17 protein-coding genes are annotated in these 22,170 nt (G+C 70.3%); 6 read left to right on the forward strand and 11 right to left on the reverse strand.

Annotation, left to right across the window (positions count from 1 at the left end):
- Positions 1 to 29: 29 nt before the first annotated feature.
- Entirely contained in the window at positions 30 to 257 is a 228-nt protein-coding gene (locus IDM40_RS24980; RefSeq protein WP_193124518.1) for a hypothetical protein, read from the reverse strand.
- A 365-nt stretch (positions 258 to 622) separates the two neighbouring features.
- On the opposite strand from IDM40_RS24980, the gene IDM40_RS24985 reads away from it, so the two are divergent.
- Positions 623 to 2,086: a Gfo/Idh/MocA family protein gene (locus IDM40_RS24985; protein WP_193124519.1), complete on the forward strand. Its 1,464-nt coding sequence runs from the start codon at positions 623 to 625 to the stop codon at positions 2,084 to 2,086.
- A gap of 249 nt (positions 2,087 to 2,335) precedes the next feature.
- On the opposite strand, the gene IDM40_RS24990 is transcribed toward IDM40_RS24985, so the two are convergent.
- The gene (locus tag IDM40_RS24990) at positions 2,336 to 3,646 is read right to left on the reverse strand and encodes an AI-2E family transporter (RefSeq protein ID WP_193124520.1); all 1,311 of its coding nucleotides are present in this window, start codon (positions 3,644 to 3,646) and stop codon (positions 2,336 to 2,338) included.
- Positions 3,647 to 4,640: 994 nt separating this feature from the next.
- On the opposite strand from IDM40_RS24990, the gene IDM40_RS24995 reads away from it, so the two are divergent.
- Positions 4,641 to 7,445, forward strand: coding sequence for a WD40 repeat domain-containing serine/threonine protein kinase (locus IDM40_RS24995; RefSeq protein ID WP_328807124.1), 2,805 nt, complete (start codon positions 4,641 to 4,643; stop codon positions 7,443 to 7,445).
- Positions 7,446 to 7,548: 103 nt separating this feature from the next.
- On the opposite strand, the gene IDM40_RS25000 is transcribed toward IDM40_RS24995, so the two are convergent.
- Genes IDM40_RS25000 through IDM40_RS25010 form a run of 3 tightly spaced genes read right to left on the reverse strand, consistent with a single transcriptional unit; the run spans position 7,549 to position 10,380 of the window.
- A complete protein-coding gene (locus IDM40_RS25000; protein WP_193124522.1) occupies positions 7,549 to 9,159 on the reverse strand; it encodes a PTS ascorbate transporter subunit IIC in 1,611 nt (536 codons plus the stop codon).
- A gap of 12 nt (positions 9,160 to 9,171) precedes the next feature.
- On the reverse strand, positions 9,172 to 10,104 hold the full coding sequence (locus tag IDM40_RS25005) for a PTS sugar transporter subunit IIA (RefSeq protein WP_193124523.1): 933 nt from the start codon (positions 10,102 to 10,104) through the stop codon (positions 9,172 to 9,174).
- Between the two features lie 3 nt (positions 10,105 to 10,107).
- Positions 10,108 to 10,380, reverse strand: a complete 273-nt coding sequence (locus IDM40_RS25010) for an HPr family phosphocarrier protein (RefSeq protein WP_193124524.1) — start codon at positions 10,378 to 10,380, stop codon at positions 10,108 to 10,110.
- 418 nt (positions 10,381 to 10,798) lie between these two features.
- Here IDM40_RS25010 and IDM40_RS25015 point away from each other — a divergent pair, with 418 nt between their 5' ends.
- Positions 10,799 to 11,944 carry an amidohydrolase family protein gene (locus IDM40_RS25015; RefSeq protein WP_193124525.1) on the forward strand — a complete coding sequence of 382 codons (1,146 nt, stop codon included), beginning with the start codon at positions 10,799 to 10,801 and terminating at the stop codon, positions 11,942 to 11,944.
- Positions 11,945 to 11,974: 30 nt separating this feature from the next.
- On the opposite strand, the gene IDM40_RS25020 is transcribed toward IDM40_RS25015, so the two are convergent.
- On the reverse strand, positions 11,975 to 12,916 hold the full coding sequence (locus IDM40_RS25020) for an SGNH/GDSL hydrolase family protein (protein ID WP_193124526.1): 942 nt from the start codon (positions 12,914 to 12,916) through the stop codon (positions 11,975 to 11,977).
- Between the two features lie 105 nt (positions 12,917 to 13,021).
- Here IDM40_RS25020 and IDM40_RS28920 point away from each other — a divergent pair, with 105 nt between their 5' ends.
- Positions 13,022 to 14,356: a PucR family transcriptional regulator gene (locus tag IDM40_RS28920; protein ID WP_193124527.1), complete on the forward strand. Its 1,335-nt coding sequence runs from the start codon at positions 13,022 to 13,024 to the stop codon at positions 14,354 to 14,356.
- Between the two features lie 51 nt (positions 14,357 to 14,407).
- Here the strand turns inward: IDM40_RS28920 and IDM40_RS25030 are convergent, their stop codons facing one another.
- The 5 genes from IDM40_RS25030 to IDM40_RS25050 all read right to left on the reverse strand — a co-directional run bounded on the left by IDM40_RS25030 (position 14,408) and on the right by IDM40_RS25050 (position 19,268).
- Positions 14,408 to 15,370 (reverse strand): glycine betaine ABC transporter substrate-binding protein, encoded by a 963-nt coding sequence (locus IDM40_RS25030; RefSeq protein WP_235997925.1) that lies wholly within the window; start codon positions 15,368 to 15,370, stop codon positions 14,408 to 14,410.
- An 11-nt stretch (positions 15,371 to 15,381) separates the two neighbouring features.
- A complete protein-coding gene (locus IDM40_RS25035) occupies positions 15,382 to 16,131 on the reverse strand; it encodes an ABC transporter permease (RefSeq protein ID WP_193124529.1) in 750 nt (249 codons plus the stop codon).
- On the reverse strand, positions 16,131 to 17,288 hold the full coding sequence (locus IDM40_RS25040) for an ABC transporter ATP-binding protein (protein WP_193124530.1): 1,158 nt from the start codon (positions 17,286 to 17,288) through the stop codon (positions 16,131 to 16,133). The genes IDM40_RS25035 and IDM40_RS25040 overlap by 1 nt, the downstream gene beginning before the upstream one ends.
- A complete protein-coding gene (locus tag IDM40_RS25045; protein WP_193124531.1) occupies positions 17,285 to 17,926 on the reverse strand; it encodes an ABC transporter permease in 642 nt (213 codons plus the stop codon). The genes IDM40_RS25040 and IDM40_RS25045 overlap by 4 nt, the downstream gene beginning before the upstream one ends.
- Before the next feature lie 88 nt (positions 17,927 to 18,014).
- A complete protein-coding gene (locus IDM40_RS25050; protein ID WP_193124532.1) occupies positions 18,015 to 19,268 on the reverse strand; it encodes a M24 family metallopeptidase in 1,254 nt (417 codons plus the stop codon).
- Positions 19,269 to 19,523: 255 nt separating this feature from the next.
- On the opposite strand from IDM40_RS25050, the gene IDM40_RS25055 reads away from it, so the two are divergent.
- Positions 19,524 to 20,762 carry a PucR family transcriptional regulator gene (locus tag IDM40_RS25055; RefSeq protein ID WP_193124533.1) on the forward strand — a complete coding sequence of 413 codons (1,239 nt, stop codon included), beginning with the start codon at positions 19,524 to 19,526 and terminating at the stop codon, positions 20,760 to 20,762.
- Between the two features lie 203 nt (positions 20,763 to 20,965).
- Complete coding sequence (locus IDM40_RS25060) at positions 20,966 to 22,114, forward strand: hypothetical protein (protein ID WP_193124534.1); 1,149 nt, start codon at positions 20,966 to 20,968, stop codon at positions 22,112 to 22,114.
- Positions 22,115 to 22,170 lie beyond the last annotated feature (56 nt).

Consider the following 22,170-nt stretch of genomic DNA (forward strand, 5'->3'; position numbering starts at 1 on the left):
ACCACTATCGAAAAGCAAACTCACTGAGATCACCTCAGTACCCCCGTTTCAGTGTTGATCTCATAGGTCATGCCGACTTGGCGTCCGGATACATACGTGGTGATGGCGGAGAACTCTCCATCGCGATCAACGCTGTAGCCGGTGAAGGCCGAGCCCTGGTAGGTCGCGGAGATGTTGCCGGAGGGGGAGAGCTCGGACTCGTCGATGTGGATCATGGTTCGGTTGCGGCTCTGGGGGTTGCGTTCCTCGCGAACCATGCTTCGAGCTCCCCTCCATCCATCGGGTCCCAGGTGTGCGAGGCCGAGGCCCAGGCCGACGCACTCCAAGGTGAAGCGTCCCATGGCGGGCAGGGCATGGTCGGCCCCGGGTGCTGGGCTCGATGCTCGAGGTCTCCGTGGGTGGTGGGTCCGGCTTCGGTGCCCGCTCGACGCGGGGCACCCGCCGGCGCTCGCGCCCCGCAACAAGTGTTGCTGGGGCAGGGGTCGTGGGAGAAGAGGGCGTCCCATGGCCGGTCTCTCCACACCAGGCGTTCCGGGGCGCGTTACCCGGACGGGCGTTAAGGGGGAGCCCCACGAGGAACGATCTGGGGTGTCCGCGCACCACCCCCGGCAGGAGATGATCCGTGCCCGAGCCCAGCCCCGTCCGCACGTCGGCCACCGCGCAGTCGGCCTCCGCGCAGGGGGACACCGTGCCCTCGCCCGCTGCCACGCCGGCCACCACCGCGTCGGCCCCCGCCCCCGCCCCCGTCCGCATCGCCGTGCTCGGCGCCGGAGGCCGGGGCGCCGCCAACTACGGCCGCTGGTTCGCCGACCACCCCGACCGCGCCCGCCTCGTCGCCGTCGCCGAACCGATCGGGCACCGGCGCGACGCCCTCGCCGACCGGGCCGAGGTTCCCGCCGAGTTCCGCTACCCCTCCTGGCACGACCTCATGGCCGACGCCGACCGCCTCCACCTCGACGCCGTCGTGGTCGCGCTCCCCGACCACGACCACGTCGAACCGACCGTCGCCGCGGCAGAACGCGGGCTGGCCGTGCTCCTGGAAAAACCCATCGCGCCCGCCCTCGAACCCCTCCTCGACCTCGAACACCGGCTCTCCGGGCTGAAGCCGCGCATCGCCGTCGCACACGTGCTCCGCGAGACCGCGTTCTGGCGCGAGACCCAACAGCTCATCTCGGCCGGGCAGATCGGCGACCCCGTCACCATCCGCATCGAGGAGAACATCGGGTTCTGGCACTTCGCCCACTCCTACGTGCGCGGCAACTGGCGCCGCACCGACACCTCCAGCCCCATGGTGCTCGCCAAGACCTGCCACGACCTCGACCTCATCCGCTGGATCACCGGCCGCGCCCCCGAACGTGTCTCCAGCATGGGCGGCCTCCAGCACTTCCACCCCGGCAACGCCCCCGAAGGCGCACCCACCCACTGCGCACACGGCTGCCCCGTCGCCGACACCTGCCCGTTCCACGCCCCGCGCTACTACGCCGACGCCCTCGCCCACACCGACGACTGGCCCGTCGCCCTGCTCGGCCCCGACACCACCCCGGAAGGGCGCATGAAGGCGCTGGAAACAGGGCCGTACGGGCGGTGCGTGTACCGGTGCGACAACGACGCCGCCGACCACCAGCAGACCGTGTTCGCCTTCCCCGGAGGCCTCACCGCCACCCTCACCACCTCCGCGTTCACCGGAGCCAACACCCGGACCTTCCAGATCACCGGAACCCGCGGGGAACTCTCCGGACGCATGGAGACCGGGGCGCTGCGCCTGGAACGCTTCGCGCCCGGCCCGTACCCCGTCCCGCCGCACCTGGCCGGGCACGTGCGGGTCTCGTCCGAGGGGCCGATGGGGCACGAGGTGCACGAGTGGACCGCAGGGGCCGGAGGGGACACCGACATCGACCACCGCGGGCACGCGGGCGGCGACGACGCGCTCACCGAACGGTTCGTGGAGGCCGTGGCCTCCGGCGACTTCGAGGCGCACGTGGCCACGACGTTGGACGCGTCGATGGACAGCCACTGGATGGCGTTCGCCGCCGAGCGCTCCCGGCTGACGGGGAAAACGGTGGAGTGGGAGGACTTCCGGCGGTGAGGGTCTTCCGGCGGTGACGTTCTGGCGTGCTTGACGTGCTGGCGTTCTGGCTGACGTCTTGGCGCTGCGGGGTGCGGGGTGCGGGAGCGGGCTCACGGTGCGCGGGAGAGGAACGGGGCGAGGTCGTGGCTCCGACCTTCGGTCACCACGGATACGCGGGCGGCGGCTCAGGGGCCGGGGCGAGGCCGCGCCTCCGAACCCCGGTCCCCTGCCCCGAACCCCGATCCCCACGGGTACGTATGCCGCGGTTCAGTCGGCCGTCGAACCGGACCGTTCGGTCTCTGCCGACCCCTGCTGCGGTCCGTTCTCGCCCGCCGGATTCTGGGCGGACGCCGACGACGAAGGCCGGTTGCGCAACAGCGCGGTGAGCACCGCCGCGATGGGCGTGGCCAGGAACAGCCCGATGACCCCGCCGAGGATCCCGCCGATGGTGAGCACGATCAGGACCACGGCCGACGGCAGCTCCAGGGCCTGGCCGTAGATCCGCGGTGCGAAGACGTTGCTCTCCAGCTGCTGCACGAGGATCACCGCCGCGAGCACGATCAGCGCCACGATCCAGTTCTCCGTCACCAGGGCGACCAGAACGGCGAGCAGCCCGCTCACGAACGCACCGATGACCGGGAGGAACGCGCCCACGAAGGTGAGCACGATCAGCGGGATCGCCAGGCCGGTGTCGAGCACGATCAGCAACACGATGCCGATACCGACCGCGTCGAAGAGACCGACCAACGCCACGCCGCGCACGTAGCGGCCCATGACCCCGTAGGCGACCTGGCTGGAGTGGCGCAGGAGCGGGCGGGAGCGGCGCGGCAGGAGCGAGGCGACCCACTCCATGAGCTGGTCGCCCGAGTGCACGAAGTAGATGGTCAGCACGAGGACCAGCACGATGCCGAGCACGACCTGGCCCACCGCGGTCGTCGCCGTCCACGCGCCGCTGACGATCTGGCTGGTGTTGTCCGAGACCACCCCCTGGACCTGGCTCCAAGCGTTCTGGATCGCGTCCGTGAGCAGCGCCGGGTCGAGCCCGAAGGGCAGGTTCAGGGCCTGGAGCCCCGTAACCGCCTCGTTGACGCTGTTCACCAGGTCTTCGAAGCTCGCGACGGCCGGGGTCACGATCAAGGTGACGGCGAGGCTGTAGACCGCGAGGGCGATCACCAGGGTGAGCAGCGTGGACGACCCCCGGCCGAACCCGCGGCGCTTGACGGGGTTGGGCCGGCGCAACCAGTTGGCCAGCGGCATCAGCAGCGCGGTGAGGAACACGGCCAGAATCAGCGGGAGCGTCACCACCGCCAGGTAGGTGAGCGCGTAGACCAGCAGGCCCACCACGACGCCGACGACCAGCAGCCGCCAGCCCGCATCGCTCGCCGTGCGCAGGAGGTCAGCGGCGCGGGTGTCGTCGTCCGGGTCGGGCGCGGCCGAAGCTGCTGTTGCGCCTGCGGCCTCCTCCGCGTCCGAGGCCTCGGGATCGTCCTGCTGGGGGTGGTCCTGACGGGGGCGGGCCTGGCGGGCGGCCTCCCACTTCCTGCTCAGTTTCCCTGCTCCTGGCCATGGGGATCGCACATGCACTCCGTTCGCTGAATGGTGTGGGGAGGAGGCCGGGGCGGACGCGTGGTCGGTCCGTTCGGTCTCGTCCGCACGAGGGTGTGATCGTTGTGTGCCGTGTCCGAGCCCGGTCCGGAACCCGGGAGGCCGGACCCAAGAGGCCCGGAACCCGGGAGGCCCGCTGCCCCTCATCGCGGACCATCACGACCATGGGGGTTCCGGTGTCCTCCTTGCGGCACGGTCGGAATCAGTGGGCGCCCACTTCCCTGCGCCCACTACCCCCAGGTCGGACCGTAAGACGGCCTGCCGGATGAACAGGAAGAACACACGGGGTTCCGCGCGGGTGCCGTGCGGACACCCGGGGTTCTGCGCCGCCCAACGCGCCGACGGCACGGGTGCGCAGGTGCGGGTGCGCGGGTGGACGCCGGGCGCTTCAGAGTCTGCCCGGACCGACGTGAACCGGCGGGGAGGTCGGAGCCCGACCCCGGGATGGGCGTGTCGGCGGGGCGGCGCGCGTGGTCCGCGGGGGCGGCAGGGATGTCCCCATCGGTGGGAAGGGCGGGGAGGGGTGCCCATATCGCTGGAGGGGGTCCGCATCGGCGGGTGTGGCCCGTGTCGGGGGTGCCCGGATCGGCCACGCGCAGGCCCTGTGGGCGTTCAGCTCGGGCGTCGTCACAGCCGTGCGCCTGAGCTCTCCCAGGTCGCTGCCGAGGACTGAAGGTGGTCGGTCGCCCGAGTTCCGCGTGGGGTGGATGGGGGCACCGCGGACCGCACACGGCCGTTGCACCCCAGACCCGTTACCCCGCAGGACTTCCCGCTCCACAATCGATCGACGTGAACATAGGATCTGGTGGATCCACCATGGTCGACCGCTTGCGATGACCACCTTCCCGCAGCCGCCCCATCCACCTGAGGGAAGTGTCGTCCCGCTGCTGTGAGCAGTACAAACCCCCCAAGTCCTTGGCATGAGAGTAGATCCGTGGACCCCCTTCACCCCTCAGACCCCCCACACGTGGGGAGGTACCGGCTCACCGCACGTCTGGGCGCTGGCGGCATGGGCCAGGTCTATCTCGCCTCTACCCCCTCGGGACGCCAGCTCGTCGTCAAGATGATCCGCCCCGAACTGGCCGCCGAAGACGGGTTCCGTGCCCGTTTCGCCCGTGAGGCCGACGCCGCACACAGGGTCGGCGGCTTCCACACCGCCCAGGTCGTGGACGCCGACCCCGATGCTGAATCTCCGTGGATCGCCACCGCCCACATCCCCGGCCTCACCCTGGAACAGACCGTCCGCCGCAGCGGGCCCATCACCCCGTCCCCACTCCACAGCCTGGCCACCGGGCTCGCCGAGGGGCTCGACGCCATCCACGCCTGCGGCCTGGTCCACCGCGACCTCAAGCCCGCCAACATCATCCTGGCCGAGGACGGCCCCCGGATCATCGACTTCGGCATCGCCCGCCCTCTGGACGCCGACAGCCTGACCACCCAGGGCACGGTGTTCGGCACCCTGCCCTACATGTCGCCGGAGCAGACCGACGGCTCCCGCCTCGGCTCCGCCTCGGACGTGTTCTCCCTGGGGACCGTCCTGGCCTACGCCGCGACCGGCACCAGCCCTTTCACGGGCGCCACCATGGCGGAGACCCTGCGTCGCCTCATCAGCCCTCCGCCCGACCCGGGCGAGGTCACACCGGACGTGCGAGAGCTGATTGCCGACTGCTGGAACCACGACCCCGCCCTGCGGCCCACCCCCGGCCAGATCCTCGCCCGCTTCGAAGGGCTCGACCTCCACGGTTCCTCTCCGGCGTCCCATGCCTCCGGTGCCTCCCGGGCCGAACCGGGCAGTGATCCCCCACCGGCCTCCGAGACCCCTGACGCGGCACGCTCCCAACCTCCCGACGCTTCTCCGGACGACGCCGAGACCGAACGCAAGGCCACCCTGCGCCGCACCGAAGTCCAACCGCGGCGGGACACTGTCGAGGCGGAGGACTCTCCACAACCACGTTCTCCGGAGCGCAAACCCCGCGGCCCGAGCCCTTGGAAACTGTCACGAAGGCAGCAAACAGGGATCTTCGCCGGGGCGGCGGCAGTGGCGCTGATCGGTGTCCTCCTCTTCGTGCGCGACACCGACGAACCCGAACCGCCGGCCGAGCCCAGCGAAGCGACCACGTTCACCGGACACATCGACTCCGCGTGGTCGGTGGCCTTCGGTTCCGACGGCGCCACCCTCGCCACCGGAAGCCGCGACGGAACCGCACGGCTCTGGAACACCGACACCGGAGAGACCATCACCACCTTCGAAACGGACGACGAGAACATCTGGGTGAGGTCGGTGGCCTTGAGCCCCGACGGCGCCACGCTCGCCACCGGGAGCGATGACAACACCGTGCGGCTCTGGGACGCCGACACCGGAGAAACCACCGCCACCTTCGAGGGACAGGACGACCCGTGGTCCGTGGCGTTCAGCCCCGACGGCGCCACCCTCGCCACCGGAAATATCGACGGCACCGCACGACTCCTGGACGCCGACACCGGAGAGACCATCACCACCTTCGAAGGACACAACACCACGGTGAGGTCGGTGGCGTTCAGCCCTGACGGCGCCACCCTCGCCACCGGAAATATCGACGGCACCGCACGACTCCTGGACGCCGACACCGGAGAGACCATCACCACCTTCGAAGGACACAACACCACGGTGAGGTCGGTGGCGTTCAGCCCTGACGGTGCCACCCTCGCCACCGGGAGCGGAGACATCGCACGGCTCTGGGACACCGACACCGGAGAAACCACCGCCACCTTCGAAGGACACGACGACGACCCGTGGGCGAGCGAGAGCGTGAACTCGGTGGCGTTCAGCCCCGATGGCGCCATCCTGGCGACCGGGAGCGCTGACAACACCGCACGCCTCTGGGACACCGATACCGGAGAATCCATCACCACTTTGGAGGGGCATGAAGACACCGTGAGGTCGGTGGCGTTCAGCCCTGACGGTGCCACCCTCGCCACCGGGAGCGGAGACATCGCACGGCTCTGGGACACCGACACCGGAGAAACCACCGCCACCTTCGAAGGACACGACGACGACCCGTGGGCGAGCGAGAGCGTGAACTCGGTGGCGTTCAGCCCCGATGGCGCCATCCTGGCGACCGGGAGCGCTGACAACACCGCACGCCTCTGGGACACCGATACCGGAGAATCCATCACCACTTTGGAGGGGCATGAAGACACCGTGAGGTCGGTGGCGTTCAGCCCTGACGGCGCCGTCCTCGCGACCGGGAGCGCTGACAACCCCGCACGCCTCTGGGACACCGATACCGGAGAATCCAGCACCACTTTGGAGGGGCATGACGACACCGTGAGGTCGGTGGCGGTCAGCCCTGACGGCGCCGTCCTCGCGACCGGGAGCGCTGACAACCCCGCACGCCTCTGGGACACCGATACCGGAGAATCCAGCACCACTTTGGAGGGGCATGACGACACCGTGAGGTCGGTGGCGTTCAGCCCTGACGGCGCCGTCCTCGCCACCGGGAGCGATGACGAGACCGCACGGCTCTGGAACACCGACACCGGAGAAACCATCACCACCTTGGAGGGGCACGAGGACACCGTGAGGTCGGTGGCGTTCAGCCCTGACGGCGCCGTCCTCGCCACCGCGAGCGATGACGAGACCGCACGGCTCTGGAACACCGACACCGGAGCAACCATCACCACCTTGGAGGGGCATGAAGACACCGTGAGGTCGGTGGCGGTCAGCCCTGACGGCGCCACCCTCGCGACCGGGAGCGCTGACAACACCGCACGCCTCTGGGACATCGACTGAGCGCCCGTCCCGAGAGACGACGGGCCCGGCCGGAGCAGCTCCGGCCGGGCCCGCCCGGTCCATCACTCACGGGCGCTGCGCGGGAAACGCACGGTCTCCGGTGTCATTGCCCGGCGCGCGGCGGAGGCTTCGGTGCCCCCTTCGGGGGTGTGATCTTCGGGTAGGCCGAGGCGGTTCCGGCAGCGGACCCGCCGGCAGTGCCGCCCGAGCCGCCGGCCGTCGACGGTGCGCCGGCGGTCTCGGTGTCCTCGGTCTTCTCGGTCTCCCCGGTGGTGCCGGCCACCGGAGCGCGATGCGGCGAGGGGTCCCACCCCCGGTCCACCACGCGGCGCTGCACCAGGATCGCCGACAACAGGATCAGCAGACCCAACAGGCCCACGACGACGATCCCGCCCACCGAGCCGATGCCCGCGCCGTAGCCGACCAGGACACCGAACCAACCGAAATCGGTGTCGCCGAAGGTGGTGCCGGCCTCCCCGAAATCGCCGAGCACCAGGAGCAGCACCGCCGGCAGGAACGTGATCAACAGGCCGTTGACGAACCCGCCGGCCATCGCGCCCCGGCGGCCACCGGTGGCGTTGCCGTAGACACCCGCCGCGCCACCGGTGAAGAAGTGCGGCACCAGGCCGGGCAGGATCAGCGCCAGGCCCAGAGCCGGGTTCAGCCACAGCGTGAGCACCGCCAGACCGAGCAGCCCGCCCGTGAAGCTGAAGAGGAAACCGATCAGTACCGCGTTCTGGGCATAGGGGAAGACGATCGGGGCATCCAGAGCCGGCCTGGCACCGGGCACGATCTTGGCGGCGATCCCCTGGAAGGCCGGGACGATCTCGGCGAGGATCGTGCGCACACCGAAGAGGATCACCGCCACGGCGATACCGAACTGCAGTCCCTGGGTGAGCGCCTGCATGACGAAGTTGCCCGGGTTCTCGGCCCCGCCCTCGAAGGCCCCGTAGGCCGCCTCACCCTCGCGGGCGAAGTAGATCAGCGCGATCACCACGTACATCAGCACCATCGACAGTGCCGTCGCCACCATGGAATCGCGCAGGAACCGCAGCGACTCGGGCAGTTTCAGGTCCTCGGTGGAGCGGCTGGTCTTGCCGCCGACCAGCCGGCCGACCGCACCGGCGGCCACGTACCCCGCCGTGCCGAAGTGCCCCATGGCGATGCTGTCACCACCGGTGATCCGCTTGGTCCACGGCTGGGAGAACGCCGGGAGCGAGACCATGAGCACGCCCAGCAGCACACCGCCCACCGTGACCGTGAGGGCCCCGGAGTAACCCGCGGTGGCCAGCACGATGGTCAACAGCGTGGCCATGAACAGGATGTGGTGCCCGGTGAGGAACACATAGCTCAGCGGCGTGAAACGGGCCAGCACCAGGGAGACCGCGAAGCCCAGGATCATCAGCCAGGCCACCTGTGCCCCGTACTCCTCCTGGGCGATGCCGACGATGGCCTCATTGGTCGGGATCACGCCCTGGGCACCGGTCGCCCCCTGGATCATCACCCCCAGCGGGTCCAGCGCGGCCACCACCAGGTCCGCCCCCGCCCCGATGAGCAGGAAACCCAGGGTGGCCTTGACCGCGCCGCCGATGACCTGGCCGGTGGACTTGCGCAGGGCCATCAACCCGACCGCGGTGATCAGACCGATCAGGAAGGCCGGCACGGAAAGGATTTCATTGACAACGAATTCGGCGATGCCGACGAGCCAGTTCATTTACGTCCTCCCTCAGACGTCGTAGAGGTCGCGCAACGCCGCGTCGAGCTCGTCGGTGCTGGTGAAGTTCTCGATGACGCGCACCGGAACCCCGACGTCGCCCAAGGTCCGGGCGATCTCCTCCGACGTCAGGATCGCCTTGGCCTCACCGGCCCGCCCACGCGCGGAGATGGTGTCCGTGGCCTCCACGGTGAGGAACCGGGACCACCCCCAGGTGTCCAGGACCTGCTCGAGGGTGTTCTTCAGGAACAGCGAGGTCCCCAGGCCGTTGCCGCACACGGTCAGCACCAGGTGCCAGTCCTCGCCGGCGGATCCGGAGGGGGCCGCTGCCGAGGCGCCCCCGGCGTGTGCCTCCTCCGGGGCGGCCGTCGTTCCGGGGGTGTTGGCGGTCGCGGTGGTTCCGGCAGTTCCGGCAGTTCCGGTGGTTCCGGCAGTTCCGGCAGTTCCGGTGGTTCCGGTGCTTCCGGCGGTCCCGGTGGCCGGGGCAGGGGCCGGTTCCTGACCGGTGAGGATCGCCCTGACCTCGGCGGGCGACCGTGCGGCGTCGAGCGCGGCACGCTTGTCCGGCTTCCCGAGGATCTTGGCCAGGTCCGCCATCGCCCGGGTGTGAGCGCTGGAGTCCTCGGCGGCCAGCGCGACCACCAGGTCGACCGGATCGTGCGACTCGTGCCCGAAAGCGACCGGTTCGGCCAGCCGCACCCACGACATCCCGGTCCGGAGCACGGCCCCGGAAGGGCGGGCGTGGGCGAAGGCGAAGCCCGGGGCGACCACGATGTAGGGGCCGTTCTCGGTGACGTTGTCGACCATCGCCTGCGTGTAGGCCTCGGTGGAGACCCCGGCGGATTCCAGGAGTGCTCCTGCGCTGCGGATCGCGTCCTGCCAGTCCGCGGCCTGCACGTCGAGAACGATGGACTCGTCGCTGATGAGTTCGTCGAGGGACGCCATCGCTCAGGTGTCCAGCTCGGTCTCGAGCGTTTCGGCCAGCTCCTGCAGGGCGGCCTCCGCGCCCTCACCCTCCGCGGTGAGAACGACTTCATGGCCGTACTCGGCGCCGAGCGCCATCAGCCCCAGGATGCTGGCGGCGTCGAACGACTCCTGCGGTGTGTCGGCCTTCGCGATGCTGATGGCCATCGGCTGCGCGGCGGCGGCCTTGACGAACACCGAGGCAGGGCGGGCGTGCAGACCGGCTTTGGAACCGACGGTGGCGGTCTTCTGTGGCATGGGTTTCTCCCGAGGATCTGGTGATCATCTGCGCGCCGCCCGTACTGACGGTCCGGGTTCAGGGGTGAGGCCATCGGGGCGGAGGGGACAGGATGATATGCGGTGCGGGCCACAGGGGTACCAGGCCTGAGGTGGGCGGCCGGCGGCGGGGTCCTCGCGCCCGTTCACCTGCTGCTGGGTCTGCGTCGCGCACCCGTTGCTGTGTCTGTCCCGGTTGCCCCGGTGACCCCGGTCAGCCTGGTCGCCCGGGTCGCTCCGCTTCCACTAGTCCTCCGTCCACGAGGAAGTCCCAGGCGACATCCGCCGACGCCCCGTCCTCCACACAGACGTGCGGAAGGTTGGTCGGTCGCCCGAGTTCCGCGCGGGGTGGGTGGGGACGCTGGGGGAGAAGGGCAGCAGGTGGAAGGGGTGGGACACCATGGCCACAGGTTCCGATCCGGGTGGCAGCTCTGTTCCGGGTGGCACCTTCGGTCGGGGAGGCGCCTCCGGCCCGGGCAGCACCTCGCTTCCGGGCCGCGACGCCGACCTGGGCAGTGCGCCTGACCCCGACAGCGCCCCTGACCCGGGTGACCCGGGCAGTGTTCGGGCACGGGCGACCGCGATCGACACCCACGCACACGTGTATCCGGCCTGGTACCTGGACCGTCTCGAAGAGATCGGCGTCGACCCACAGAGCACGAGGATCGCCCGCGGCCTGGGCGCGGACTCGACCGGCCAGGACCTGGCGGAGCGCTTCCGGTGGATGGACCGCGCACGGGTCGGCCTGCAGGTGCTCGCCGTGACACCCCAGGTCCCTTCCGGCCCCGACCCGGCGTCCTCACTCGCCGCCGCCCGGGAGGTCAACGACCACTACGCCGACCTCGTGCGCGGCCGCCCCGACCGGTTCCTCGCGTACGGAACGCTCCCGCTCCCGCACATCCGGGAATCCCTCGCCGAGATCCCGCGCATCTTCGGGGAGCTCGGCATGGCCGGGGTGTCAGTCACGACGCTCGCCGGCGGCCTCTCCCTCGCGAGCAGTGAACTCGACCCCGTGTGGGAAGCGCTCGACGAGCACGGCGCCGTGGTCAACATTCACCCCACCGGGTGCGGGGCGCGCTCGCCCATGATCACCGAGCACCGGCTGGAATGGGTCAACGGAGCCCCCGTCGAGGACGCGACCGCCACGCTGCACCTGCTCAAGGCCGACGTTCCCCGCCGGTTTCCGCGCCTGCGCTTCCACATCGCGCACCTGGGCGGGGACCTCCCCTTCCTCGCACAGAGGATCGAGGACAACTACGAGGACTGGAACGCCTTCCCGGCCTCACCGAACGAGGTCCTGCGCACCATGTGGTTCGACGCGGCCAACTTCCACACGCCGTCGCTGCAGCTCGCCGCGGCCACACTCGGGGCGTCGCAGATCCTCGCCGGTTCCGACCACCCGTACTTCCAGCGGGAGAAGTACGTCAGGGCGTTCCACTACGTTCGCCGGGCGCCCCTGTCCGAGGCGGACATCGACGCTGTGCTCACCGGCAACGCCGCGGCGCTCTACGGGTTGGAGGGCAACGGCCGGGCCGGGGGCCGTTGAGGGCCGACCCGGGCCCGGCCGTCCGACGCTTCACAGCAGCGGCGTAGCGCCCTGCGGTCCGACCTGTTCGGCGATCGCCCGCCCGAAGGCCTCCATGCCCTGCTCGTTGGGGTGCAACGGGGCGGCCGCGCTCTGCGGAACCAGTCCCTCGATGAAACGCTCCTCCGGGTCCGCGCACACGTCGTGCCCGGTCCCCACCGCTTCCAGGTCCACGTACGTCGCACCGTGCTCGTGCGCCCGATCGGCGAGGGCCTCGTTGAGGTAGCTCGTCGAGCCCTGCAGATAGTCGGCGTCATCGGCCCAGACCGGCTGGGTCGGCCAGCAGCCGCCTTCCCGGATGTAGTGCCCATAGCCCGCCACGACGACCTCGGCGTCCGGGGAACGCTCACCGATCTCAGCCAGCGCCTCGTCGAGCTCGGGAACCCAGGCGTCCACCGCCTCGGCGATGGTGTCACCGCCGTCGCCGGTCAGCGCCTCCTCACACGACCTGCCGTGGGGTTCGGGGGCGAGATTGATGCACGAGAGCGCGTGCACGACCAGGTCGACGTCGTTGCCGCCGACCGTGAGGGTGACCAGGTCGGTGTCCTCCTCCAGGGCGTCGTACTGCGGGGGAAGGAACCCGAACTGGCGGCCCTCGAAGTCGGAGGTCTTCGCGCCCGAACACGTCACGTCGTTCAGCTCGGCGCCCAGCTCCTCGGCCAGGACGGCCGGGTAGTTCCGGTTCGAACGCAGGCAGGCCAGGTTGGGGTCCTGGTCCGGGATGAGGGGGCCCGCGGCGGCCGAATCCCCCAGTGCCACGTAGTCGAAAGTGCCCGCCGTCGCGCCGACCTCAGCCCCGTCGCTGTCGCCGGTGTCCGCGCCGCCGGTGTCGTCCGTGCGTTCCGGTGCGCTCGCGTGCGCCGGCGGGGCCGCCCATCCGAGGCCGGCCGCCAGCACGACCACGACACCGCTCTTGATCCATCTTCCGCTCATACTGCCTCCGCTGTACGTTCGCGGTCAGTGACCTTCCAGAGCATGGTGTGGGTCACAGGCGCCCCGTCGCCTTGGAACCTGAACAGAGTTGTGGAGGCCGCCGTTGTGACCCGTGACAAGACCGGCGAGCACACGGGCCCGCCCCTGCCCGCCACCCCCTCCCCGACGACCCGTCCCCGCACCCCCGAGTACCGGCCCCCGAGCATCGGCGGCACCGAGGCACACCTGCGGCTCCTCGCCCGACTGCCCGAACTCACCGCGCTCACCACGGCACAGCTCGTCGAACACATCGCGGTCTACGCACGCCTGCCCGCCGAGGAGATCGACGGGGAGGTCCGCGACATCGCCGCATGGCTCATCCGCACCTTCGCCGAGACCTTGAGGACCGGACGCCCGCCCGAGGCCGCCGACCTCGACCGGTTGCGCCTGTCCGCGGCCAAGCGGGCCGAGGAGGGCGTGGCCGCGGACGCGGTCGTCTCCGCCTACCACGTGGGTGCCTGCGCCTGCGCGGACGACCTCTTCTCCAGGGCCGAACCGGACGACCTGCCCGACGTGCTCGCCCTCAACAGAACCCTCGTCGACTACCTCGGCCGGGTCTGCGCCGCCGTCACCGCCGGCTACACCGAGGAGTACCGGGCCCTGCTCGGCGAAGGCACCGCCGAACGCCAGTCCCTGCTCTCGACCCTGCTCGCGGGGGAGTGGGAACAGGGGGCACCCGACCACGCCGGGGTCCGCCCCGAACCCTGTTACCTCGTGCTCTCCCTGTCCGTGGGAACCCACCCGGACGAGCACGCCAGCGGCGTCGACACGGCCGTGGCCGCCCGGCGCAAGGTCAGGCGCCTGCGTACCGAACTCGAACGCCACAGCGCCGCGCCCGTCCTGACCCGCATCTCCCCGAGCGAGGGCGTCGCCCTGCTCCCGCACCCCGGCCCGCCCACCCACGTCGCCGACCGGGACTGGCAGAGGGTCGAGGAGCTCCTACGCATGCTGACCCGCACCGCCGGCGTTCCGGTCACCGCGGGCGCGGCCCCCAGCGACCCGGGCGGGGTTCCAGAGGCCGCGCGCCTGGCCGCGCAGCTGCGCACCATCGCCGTGTCCGGACGCCGGCCACCGGGACTTTACCGCCTCACCGACCTGCTGCTGGAGTACCAGCTCACCCGGCCCGGGCCCGCCCTCGACCACCTGGTCGGCCTGCTCTCGCCCGGCCTCGACCACCCCGACCTGCTGCCCACCCTGCGCTCTTTCCTGGACAGCGACCTCAACCGGCGGAGCACGGCCACGCGGTTGGGGGTGCACCCCAACACGGTGGACTACCGCCTGCGCCGGCTCACCAGGCGTACCGGGCTCGACCTGGCACGCAACCACGACCGGATGCTCGCCCGTGCGGCGCTGGCCGCGTTGGACCTCAGGGAGGGAGAGGCCACGGAGCCCGGGCCCTGAGGTGCGGGGGCGCTGGGCGCATTGGTGGCCGGTCACGCCGCGACGGTCGCCTCACCCCGCGGACACGAAGCCCTCCTGCACGAGGAAGTCCCAGGCGACATCCGCCGGCTCCTCGCCCTCCACATCGACACGGGCGTTGAGCCCGGTCATCGTGTCGTCGTCCAGGCGCTCGGTCAGCGGGTCCATCAGCTCGGCGATCTGCGGGTACTCCGCCAAGGCCTCCGCGTTCACCACGGCGGAGGCGTTGTAGCGGGGGAAGTACCCCTCGTCGTCCTCGAGCAGCACCAGATCCAGGGCGAGGACACGGCCGTCGGTGCTCTGCACCTGGGCGGCGGTGCAGACACCGTCGGCCACAGCCTGGTAGGTGGCGCCCTCGTCCATGAGGCTCTGGGCCTCGCGGGGCACCGGCGGGATCCCGTACTGCTCCAACATCGGTTCGAAACCGTCGTTGCGGGCCGCGAACTGGGCGTCGAGGCAGAAGGTGCGGTCGGCCTCGTCCAGATCGGCGAGGTCGGAGATCCGACTCAGACCGAGCTCCTCCGCCGTCTCCCGGGTCACCGCGAACGCGTAGGTGTTGTTCAGGTCGGCCGGTTCCAACCACGCCAGGCCGTTCTCCGCGTCGGCGTCGCGAACGGCCTCGTACTGTCCGCGTTCGTCGTCGATCGGTTCCTCGTTGCCCAGGTAGTTGATCCAGCCCGTCCCCGTGTACTCCCAGTGCAGATCCAGGTGCCCTTGCAGCATCGACTCACGGCCGCTGTTGGACCCCGGGATGTTGGTGAGGTCCTCCACCTCGGCCCCCGCCGACCGCATCAGGATCACGGCCATCTTTCCGAGCACGATCTGTTCGGTGAAGTCCTTCGACCCCACACTGAGGGTGGCGCCGTCCAACTCCACCCCCTCGACCGGGCCGGCCGGATCCCCGCTCGGCGTGTAGCCGCCCGCGGTGCCCAGACCGCAACCGGCCAGCACCCCGAGCGCGACAGCACCCGCCGTCAACGCACCTGCCCTGGACATGGTCGGTCGGTTCATACGAGCCCCCGAGGCCGCAGGAGCAACTCCATGACACGGCCGGCCCACTCCACGAGCAGCGCCAGCAGAGCCACGAGGATCGCCCCCGAGACCAGAATCGAATAGCGGAACATGATGATGCCGGTCTGGACGAGCAGGCCCAGGCCTCCGGCGTCGATGAAGGTCGCGAACGCCGCCGCGCCCACCAGCAGGACGAGCGCCGTGCGCGCGCCCGCCATGATCACGGGCATCGCGACGGGCAGTTCCACGCGCATCAGCACCTGCGTCGGCGACATGCCCATCCCGCGCGCCGCCTCGACCGTGCCCCGGTCGACGCCGCGCAGGCCCGCGACCGTGTTGGCCAGCACCGGCAGGAACGCGTACAGCGTCAGCGCCAGCACCGCCGTCCAGAGGCCGAAGCCCAGCACGAGCGCCAGCAGCACGATCACGCCGATCACCGGGGCCGCCTGCCCGGCGTTGGCGATCCCCGTCACCAGAGGGGACAGGAACGCGGCGCGGCTGCGGGTCAACAGCACACCGCAGGGAACCGCGAGTGCCAGCACCAGCACGGTGCAGATGAGCACGATCTGCAGGTGCTGCCAGGTGAGCTCGAGGATGTTGCTCCACGTCAACAGCCGGGCCTCGACGTCCCCGAGGTCCGCGGTCAGCCGCCAGATCACCCATGCGGCCAGGACCAGCACGACGAACGCCGGCAACCCTTGGATGAGCAGCTTGTCCTCGCGCGAGAGTGTGGACAGCCGCCGCATCACAGGGCTTCCTTCTGCAGGCCCTGGATGTGCGCGGTGACCGTGTCGTAGCTGATCACCCCGAGGTAGCGGTCCCGTGCTCCGGTGACCATCGCACCCCCGTGGCTGGAGACCAGCATCGCGTCCAGGGCGTCGGACAGGGTGGAGCGGTGGTCGACGACCGTCTGCAGCGCGTGGCCGGGCGCCGGCACCGTGCGGTGCTGGGCGAGCGTGCGCAGGAACAGCCATTCCCGAGGGCGGTCGCGCTCGTCCAGGACCACGACGGACCTCTCACCGGCGGCCTCGACCCGGGGGACGACCTCCGCCACCGGTTCACCCACACGGCAGGTCTGCGGGTGGCTCAACCCCAGCTCACCCACGCGTTGCAGGGTGAGCTGCTTGAGCTTGGACCCGGACCCGATGAAGTCCGCGACAAAATCGTCGGCGGGCGAGGCAAGGATCGTCTCCGGGGCGTCGTACTGGGCGATGTGCGCGCCCTCCTGCAGGATCAGGATCCGGTCGCCCAGTTTGATGGCCTCGTCGATGTCGTGCGTGACGCAGACGATGGTCTTGCGCAGCTCCTCCTGGATGCTCATGAGCTCGTCCTGCAGCCGCTGCCGGGTGATGGGGTCCACAGCGCCGAACGGTTCGTCCATGAGCACGATCGGAGGGTCTGCCGCGAGCCCGCGGGCCACACCCACGCGCTGTTGTTGCCCGCCGGACAGCTCCTTGGGGAACCGGTCCCGGTAGACGTGCGGGTCCAGCCCGACCATGTCCAGGAGCTCGTCCACGCGTTCGGCCGTGCGATCGCGTTCCCAGTGGAGCAGGCCGGGGACCAGCCCGACGTTGTCCGCGACGGTCATGTGGGGAAGCAGTCCGCCGCCCTGGATGACGTAACCGATCGAACGCCGCAACCGGGTCGGATCGTGGGCCGTGATGTCCTCGCCGTCGATCAGGATTCTGCCGGAGTCCGGTTCGATCAGCCGGTTGATCATCTTCAACGACGTGGTCTTGCCGCAGCCGGACGGGCCGACGAACATCACGGTCTCGCCCGGTTCCACGGTGAGCGACAGGCCGCCGACCGCCGGGGCCTTCTGCCCCGCGTACTGCTTGACCACGTCCACGAGCTCGAGCTGCGCCCCGGTACCGGCCTGTTCTGTGGTGGCGGTCTGATTCATACGGTGATCCCCTTCGGAGTGGTCAGGCGCGAGAGCAGGACGAGAACGGCGTCCAGGACCAGGGCCAGGAGCACGATCCCGACGGTGCCCACGAGCGCGGAGTTCAGGGCGTTCGCGCCGCCGGCCTGAGCGAGCCCGGTGAAGATGTACGTGCCGAGCCCCGGGCCGAGGGCGTAGGCGGCGATCGCCGCGACACCCATCGACATCTGTGCCGACACCCGGACACCGGTCATGACCACCGGCCAGGCCAGGGGGAGGCGCACCCGCCAGAACACGGCGGCACCGCTCATGCCCTGTCCCCGCGCGGCTTCGATGAGTCCGGCGTCCACGCCCTGCAGGCCGACCACGGTGTTCCGCAGGACGGGCAGAGTCGCGTAGAAGGTCACCAGCACCACTGCCGGGACCGCGCCGATACCGACCAGGGGCAGAAGCAGCCCCAGGAGCGCGAAGGAGGGGATGGTCAGACCCACGGCGGAGACGGTGTTGGCCACCGGGGCCAGGCCCTCGCGCGAGGTGACCAGGGCCGCCAGCGCAACTGCGGCGACGGTCGCCAGAAGAAGGGACTGAACGACCAGGGAGAAATGTTGATACGACTGAAAGAGAACGTCCGTCCAGCGCGCATCGATGAACTGGACCATCGAATTATTTCCTGTTCGGAATCTGAAGGTCTCTGTGCATGCTCACTTCGAGGTGAGTTCGTTCTGCGGTGGTTTTCGCGGCGGGGGATCAGTGCAGGAGGCCCTCCTCGAACGGGAAGCGCGAGAGCACCTCCACCCCCGTCTCGGTGACCAGCACCTGGTCCTCCAGCTTCACGCCCTCATCGCCACCGTCGAGGCCGATGTAGCTCTCCACGCAGATGACCATCCCGGGGGTGATATCACCGTCGTAGCCGGCGTCGGGGAAGTCGCCCTCGTGGTACAGGTACGGGTACTCGCCCGTCATCCCGCACCCGTGCGCGGACAGGTAATAACGGTTCGCGTAGTACCGGTCGGGGATGTCCCAGGCCTGCCGGGCGTAATCGCGGAACGACATTCCCGGGCGCAGGATCGAAATGTTGTGCTGCAGTTGTTCGTGCGCGACCTTGTACAGGGTCTTCTGCTCCTCGGACGGGGCGTTCGGGCCCGAGTGGAACGACCTCGAGAAGTCCGAGTAGTAGCCGAAACAGCCCACCACATCGGTGTCCAGGGCGATGAGCTCGTCGGGGCCGATGACGTTGCGGCTCGTCTCCTGGAACCACGGGTTGGTCCGCTGCCCGGCGTTCAGCAGACGCGTCTCGATGTAGTCGCCGTCCTGGGCGATCACCGAACCGTGCAGCACCGACCACAGTTCCGTCTCCGTGAGACCGGGCTCGATCGCCGCACGCAGCGCCGCCACACCCCGTTCGGTGGCGCGGAGCGAGGCGCGCACGCACTTCATCTCCTCGTCGGACTTGACCGACCGCGCGAGTTCGAGCGCGTACTGGGCGTCGACGACACGGATCCCCTTGCCGTTCAGCTCGATCGCGGCGCCGGCGTTCATCCGCTCCAGGCCCACGGTCGCGCGCTCGCCGACCAGGCGGGACAGCTCCTGGGCCATGTCGTCGGCCCAGGCGCGCTCCCTGGCGCCGATGAACGGTCCGGCGGCGACAAAACTGGCGGTCCTGGCGGGGCGGATCTCGTCGATGGTCTCGAGCCCCTCGGCGAGGTGCATGCAGCCGGTGAACTCGTAGAGCACGGAGCGCTCCTGCGTGAGGAGGAGGTACCGCGAAGGCGCATTGCGCATCGAGAAGACCTGCATGTTCCGCGCTCCGGTGGCGTAGCGGATATTCACCGGATCGGACAGGATCACCGCGTCCATTCCGAGGTCGGCCATCTGGGACCGAACCCTGTCCATTCGGTATTTCCGAACCGCCGGCAGGTCGATGTCACCGCGGGGTTCGCGGTCCAGGTGCGCAATTCCGTCCAGGTCTGCGCGTTCGGCATGCCAATCGAGTTCGGCCACTGAAAGATCCCTTCCCCTTGCTGTTCCCCTCGGTGCGTAGGGCCGTCGCCCTGCCGCGGGGTCCCGCTCTCCGGTCCGATGCACCATCGTGGCTGGTCCAGTAGGTGTGTGTCATCGGACCCGAGTCCAGACTTCGGGAGGTCCCACCGGCCTGTGTTGCTACACTTGTCGAAATATGGGCATCACACCGAAAGAAAATTTTTCCGGCCGTCGTTCCCGGTTCCGCGTCGCCGTGGGAGGACAGAAGGAGAAACGGTGAACAGCCTGCAATGGATCACCGACCAGATCTCCGAACGTCTGGAACGGGCCGTCTATGTCGAGGACGGGTCGTATCGCCCCTTGGTGAACAGCGCCCAGATCGGCCGGATCGACGATGCTCGCGTGAAGGCCCTGCTGGACCGGAGCGTCACCGAAGAACACTTCCGCTATTTCGTCGACTCCGGGGTCTCGGCCGCCATGGAACCCCTGCGGGTGCCGGCCAGCACCGAGCACGGGCTGCTGGCGCGAGTCGTGGTTCCGGTGACGTCGGGCTCGCACGTGCTCGCGAGGGTCTGGCTCATCGACAGTCCGCGCCTGGAGGAGGACGACCTCGCGTGGATCCTCGAAGCGAGCGCCGGCATGAGGCCGTACCTGTTCGACCGCAACGAGCAGGCCCGGCGACGGACCGAGGCCGACGGCCAGGTGCTGCGGGAGATCCTCCACGCCGGGCAGGACCGCAGGGAGGACCTGTTCCGGCGGCTGTACGACGACCACCACGGTTCCGTCGCGCAGCAGGCACGCGCGTGCGTCCTGCAGTTCACCCCCTCGTCCCCGGACCCGGGCCGCGGCGCACCCGAGCCGGTCGCGCCCGTCCAGCCGGCCGAGATCCTGGACACCCTCGTCGCTCTCCTCGAGTCGCACAAGGTGGCGGGGTACCAGCGGGGTGACGAGCTGCTGATGCTCGTCTCGCCCCGCCGCCCGGATGCCTCCGTGCTCGAGCCGGTCTCCGGTGCAGCGCGCCGCGCGGCCCTGTTGCACCGCGTCGGCCTGGACGCGATCGGGCTCGGGGGCGCACTGCACTCCGCCGATGGGGTCGGGGTATCGGCACGGCAGGCCGCCTACGCCGCGCGGGTTGCGCGTCGTGTCGGGGGTTCGAACGGTGAGGCGTGCTGGGACACCCTCGGCGAATACCGCCTGTTCGCGGACGTCGGCTGGGACCTGGACGGGGTGGCGTCCCTCCACGAGGGGGCGGCGGCGCTGGTCGCGGACCATCGCACGCCGCTCGCGGCCACGCTGCTCGCCTACCTGGAACGCGAGGGCGACGTCGGTGTGACCGCGGAGGCGTTGAACGTGCACCGGACGACGCTGTACTACCGCATCAAGCGGGCGCGCGAGGTGTTGGGCGAGGACCCCGCCGGGTCGGCCCGGTTCGGGATCCACGCCGCGCTGCGGCTCGCGGAGCTGGCTGGGCTGTGCACACCCCCGCCGCGGGGGCCGGCGGGCCAGGTGCGTTGAACCTGCCGGGGCGGACGCGCGGTCGGGCCGCGGGTGCCGAACAGATGCGGTCGGCGCTGCGGCGCGCGCCGCTTGTGAACGCCTTCCCCTGTACGGGCGTCCCATGTGAACAACGGGGGCCGGGTCACCGTGCCCACGGGGCCGACGCAGCGAAGGACGCAGCGAAGGACGCAACGAAGGACGCAACAAAAAGGGGATGCTTCATGGGCAACGGGCCCACCGAACACAGGACGAACCGCAGGCGTACCCGCACCCGCGCCGGGGGCGCAGCGGTGGCCGCAGCGGCAGGCGTCGCCGGGGTCGCAACCGCCGTGGCGCTGGCCTCGCCCGCGCACGCGCAGGCGGATTGGGAACAGGTCCACGGATCCGTCGAGGAAGGCGGCTCCTACACCGCGGTCGCCGCCACCGCCGCCGACGAGGTGTGGGCGTTCGGGTCCGACGGGGAGGACTCCGACCCCGAGACCCCGCGGCTCCAGCGCTGGGACGGGCAGGACTGGCAGGAGGAGACCGCCCCGGACGCGCTGACCTCCACCCCCGTCGCCGCCGACGCCGACAGCGACGGCCAGGTCTGGGCCCTCGCGCACTCCTACGACGCCGGTGCCTCGGCCGCCCACTACGACGGCGAGGCCTGGTCGGGCGTCGAGATCGATGCCGACCTGGAGCCCACGGCGCTCGCCGCCACGGGGGAAGGCAACGCCTGGCTGCTGTCCGGATCCGCCATGGGTGAGCCCGAGGCCGCCTACTTCGACGGCGAGGCGTGGACCCCGCAGTCCGCTCCCTCTGTCAGCGAGGGCCTGGGTTCCGATGAGGCCGGTGAGGTCTTCGCGGTCGGCAGCGGCGGGGGCGGGGACCTGGTCGTGGAACGCTGGGACGGCAGCGGCTGGGTCCCGGAAGACATCCCCGAGGTCGACATCCCGGGCGGTGAACCCGGAGGGTCCTTCAACGACGTGCTGGTGCGCTCCGCGGACGACGTGTGGGCGGCCGGCCACATCAGCTGGAAGGACAACGACGAGCTCAACCACAGCCTGCCCGTGCTCGCCCAGTACGACGGCACCGAGTGGACCGTGGAGGTCGGCGAGGAAGAGGGCGCCTACGAAGCGATCGTCGACGACGGCGAGGGCGGCCTGTACCTGGCCGACAGCCACTGGAACCCCGTGCTGGAGCACCGGACCGCCGACGGTGAGTCCACCCGCCAGGAGATCGTCGGCGAGGACCACGACATCGTGTTCGGCGAGCTGGACAGCGTGCCCGACGGTGCCGGCGCGGTCATGGCCGCGGGCGCCGTCGACCAGGGTGACCCCGAGGAGCCCAGCGGGCACGGACGTATCTACGGCACCGGGACCTGGTACTAGAACCGGGGCGTTCCCCGGAAGGTCTACGACCCCGGGGATCTTGCTACTGGAGGCAA

The sequence above is a fragment of the Nocardiopsis coralli genome, assembly GCF_014892575.1.
Lineage (GTDB): Bacteria > Actinomycetota > Actinomycetes > Streptosporangiales > Streptosporangiaceae > Nocardiopsis > Nocardiopsis coralli.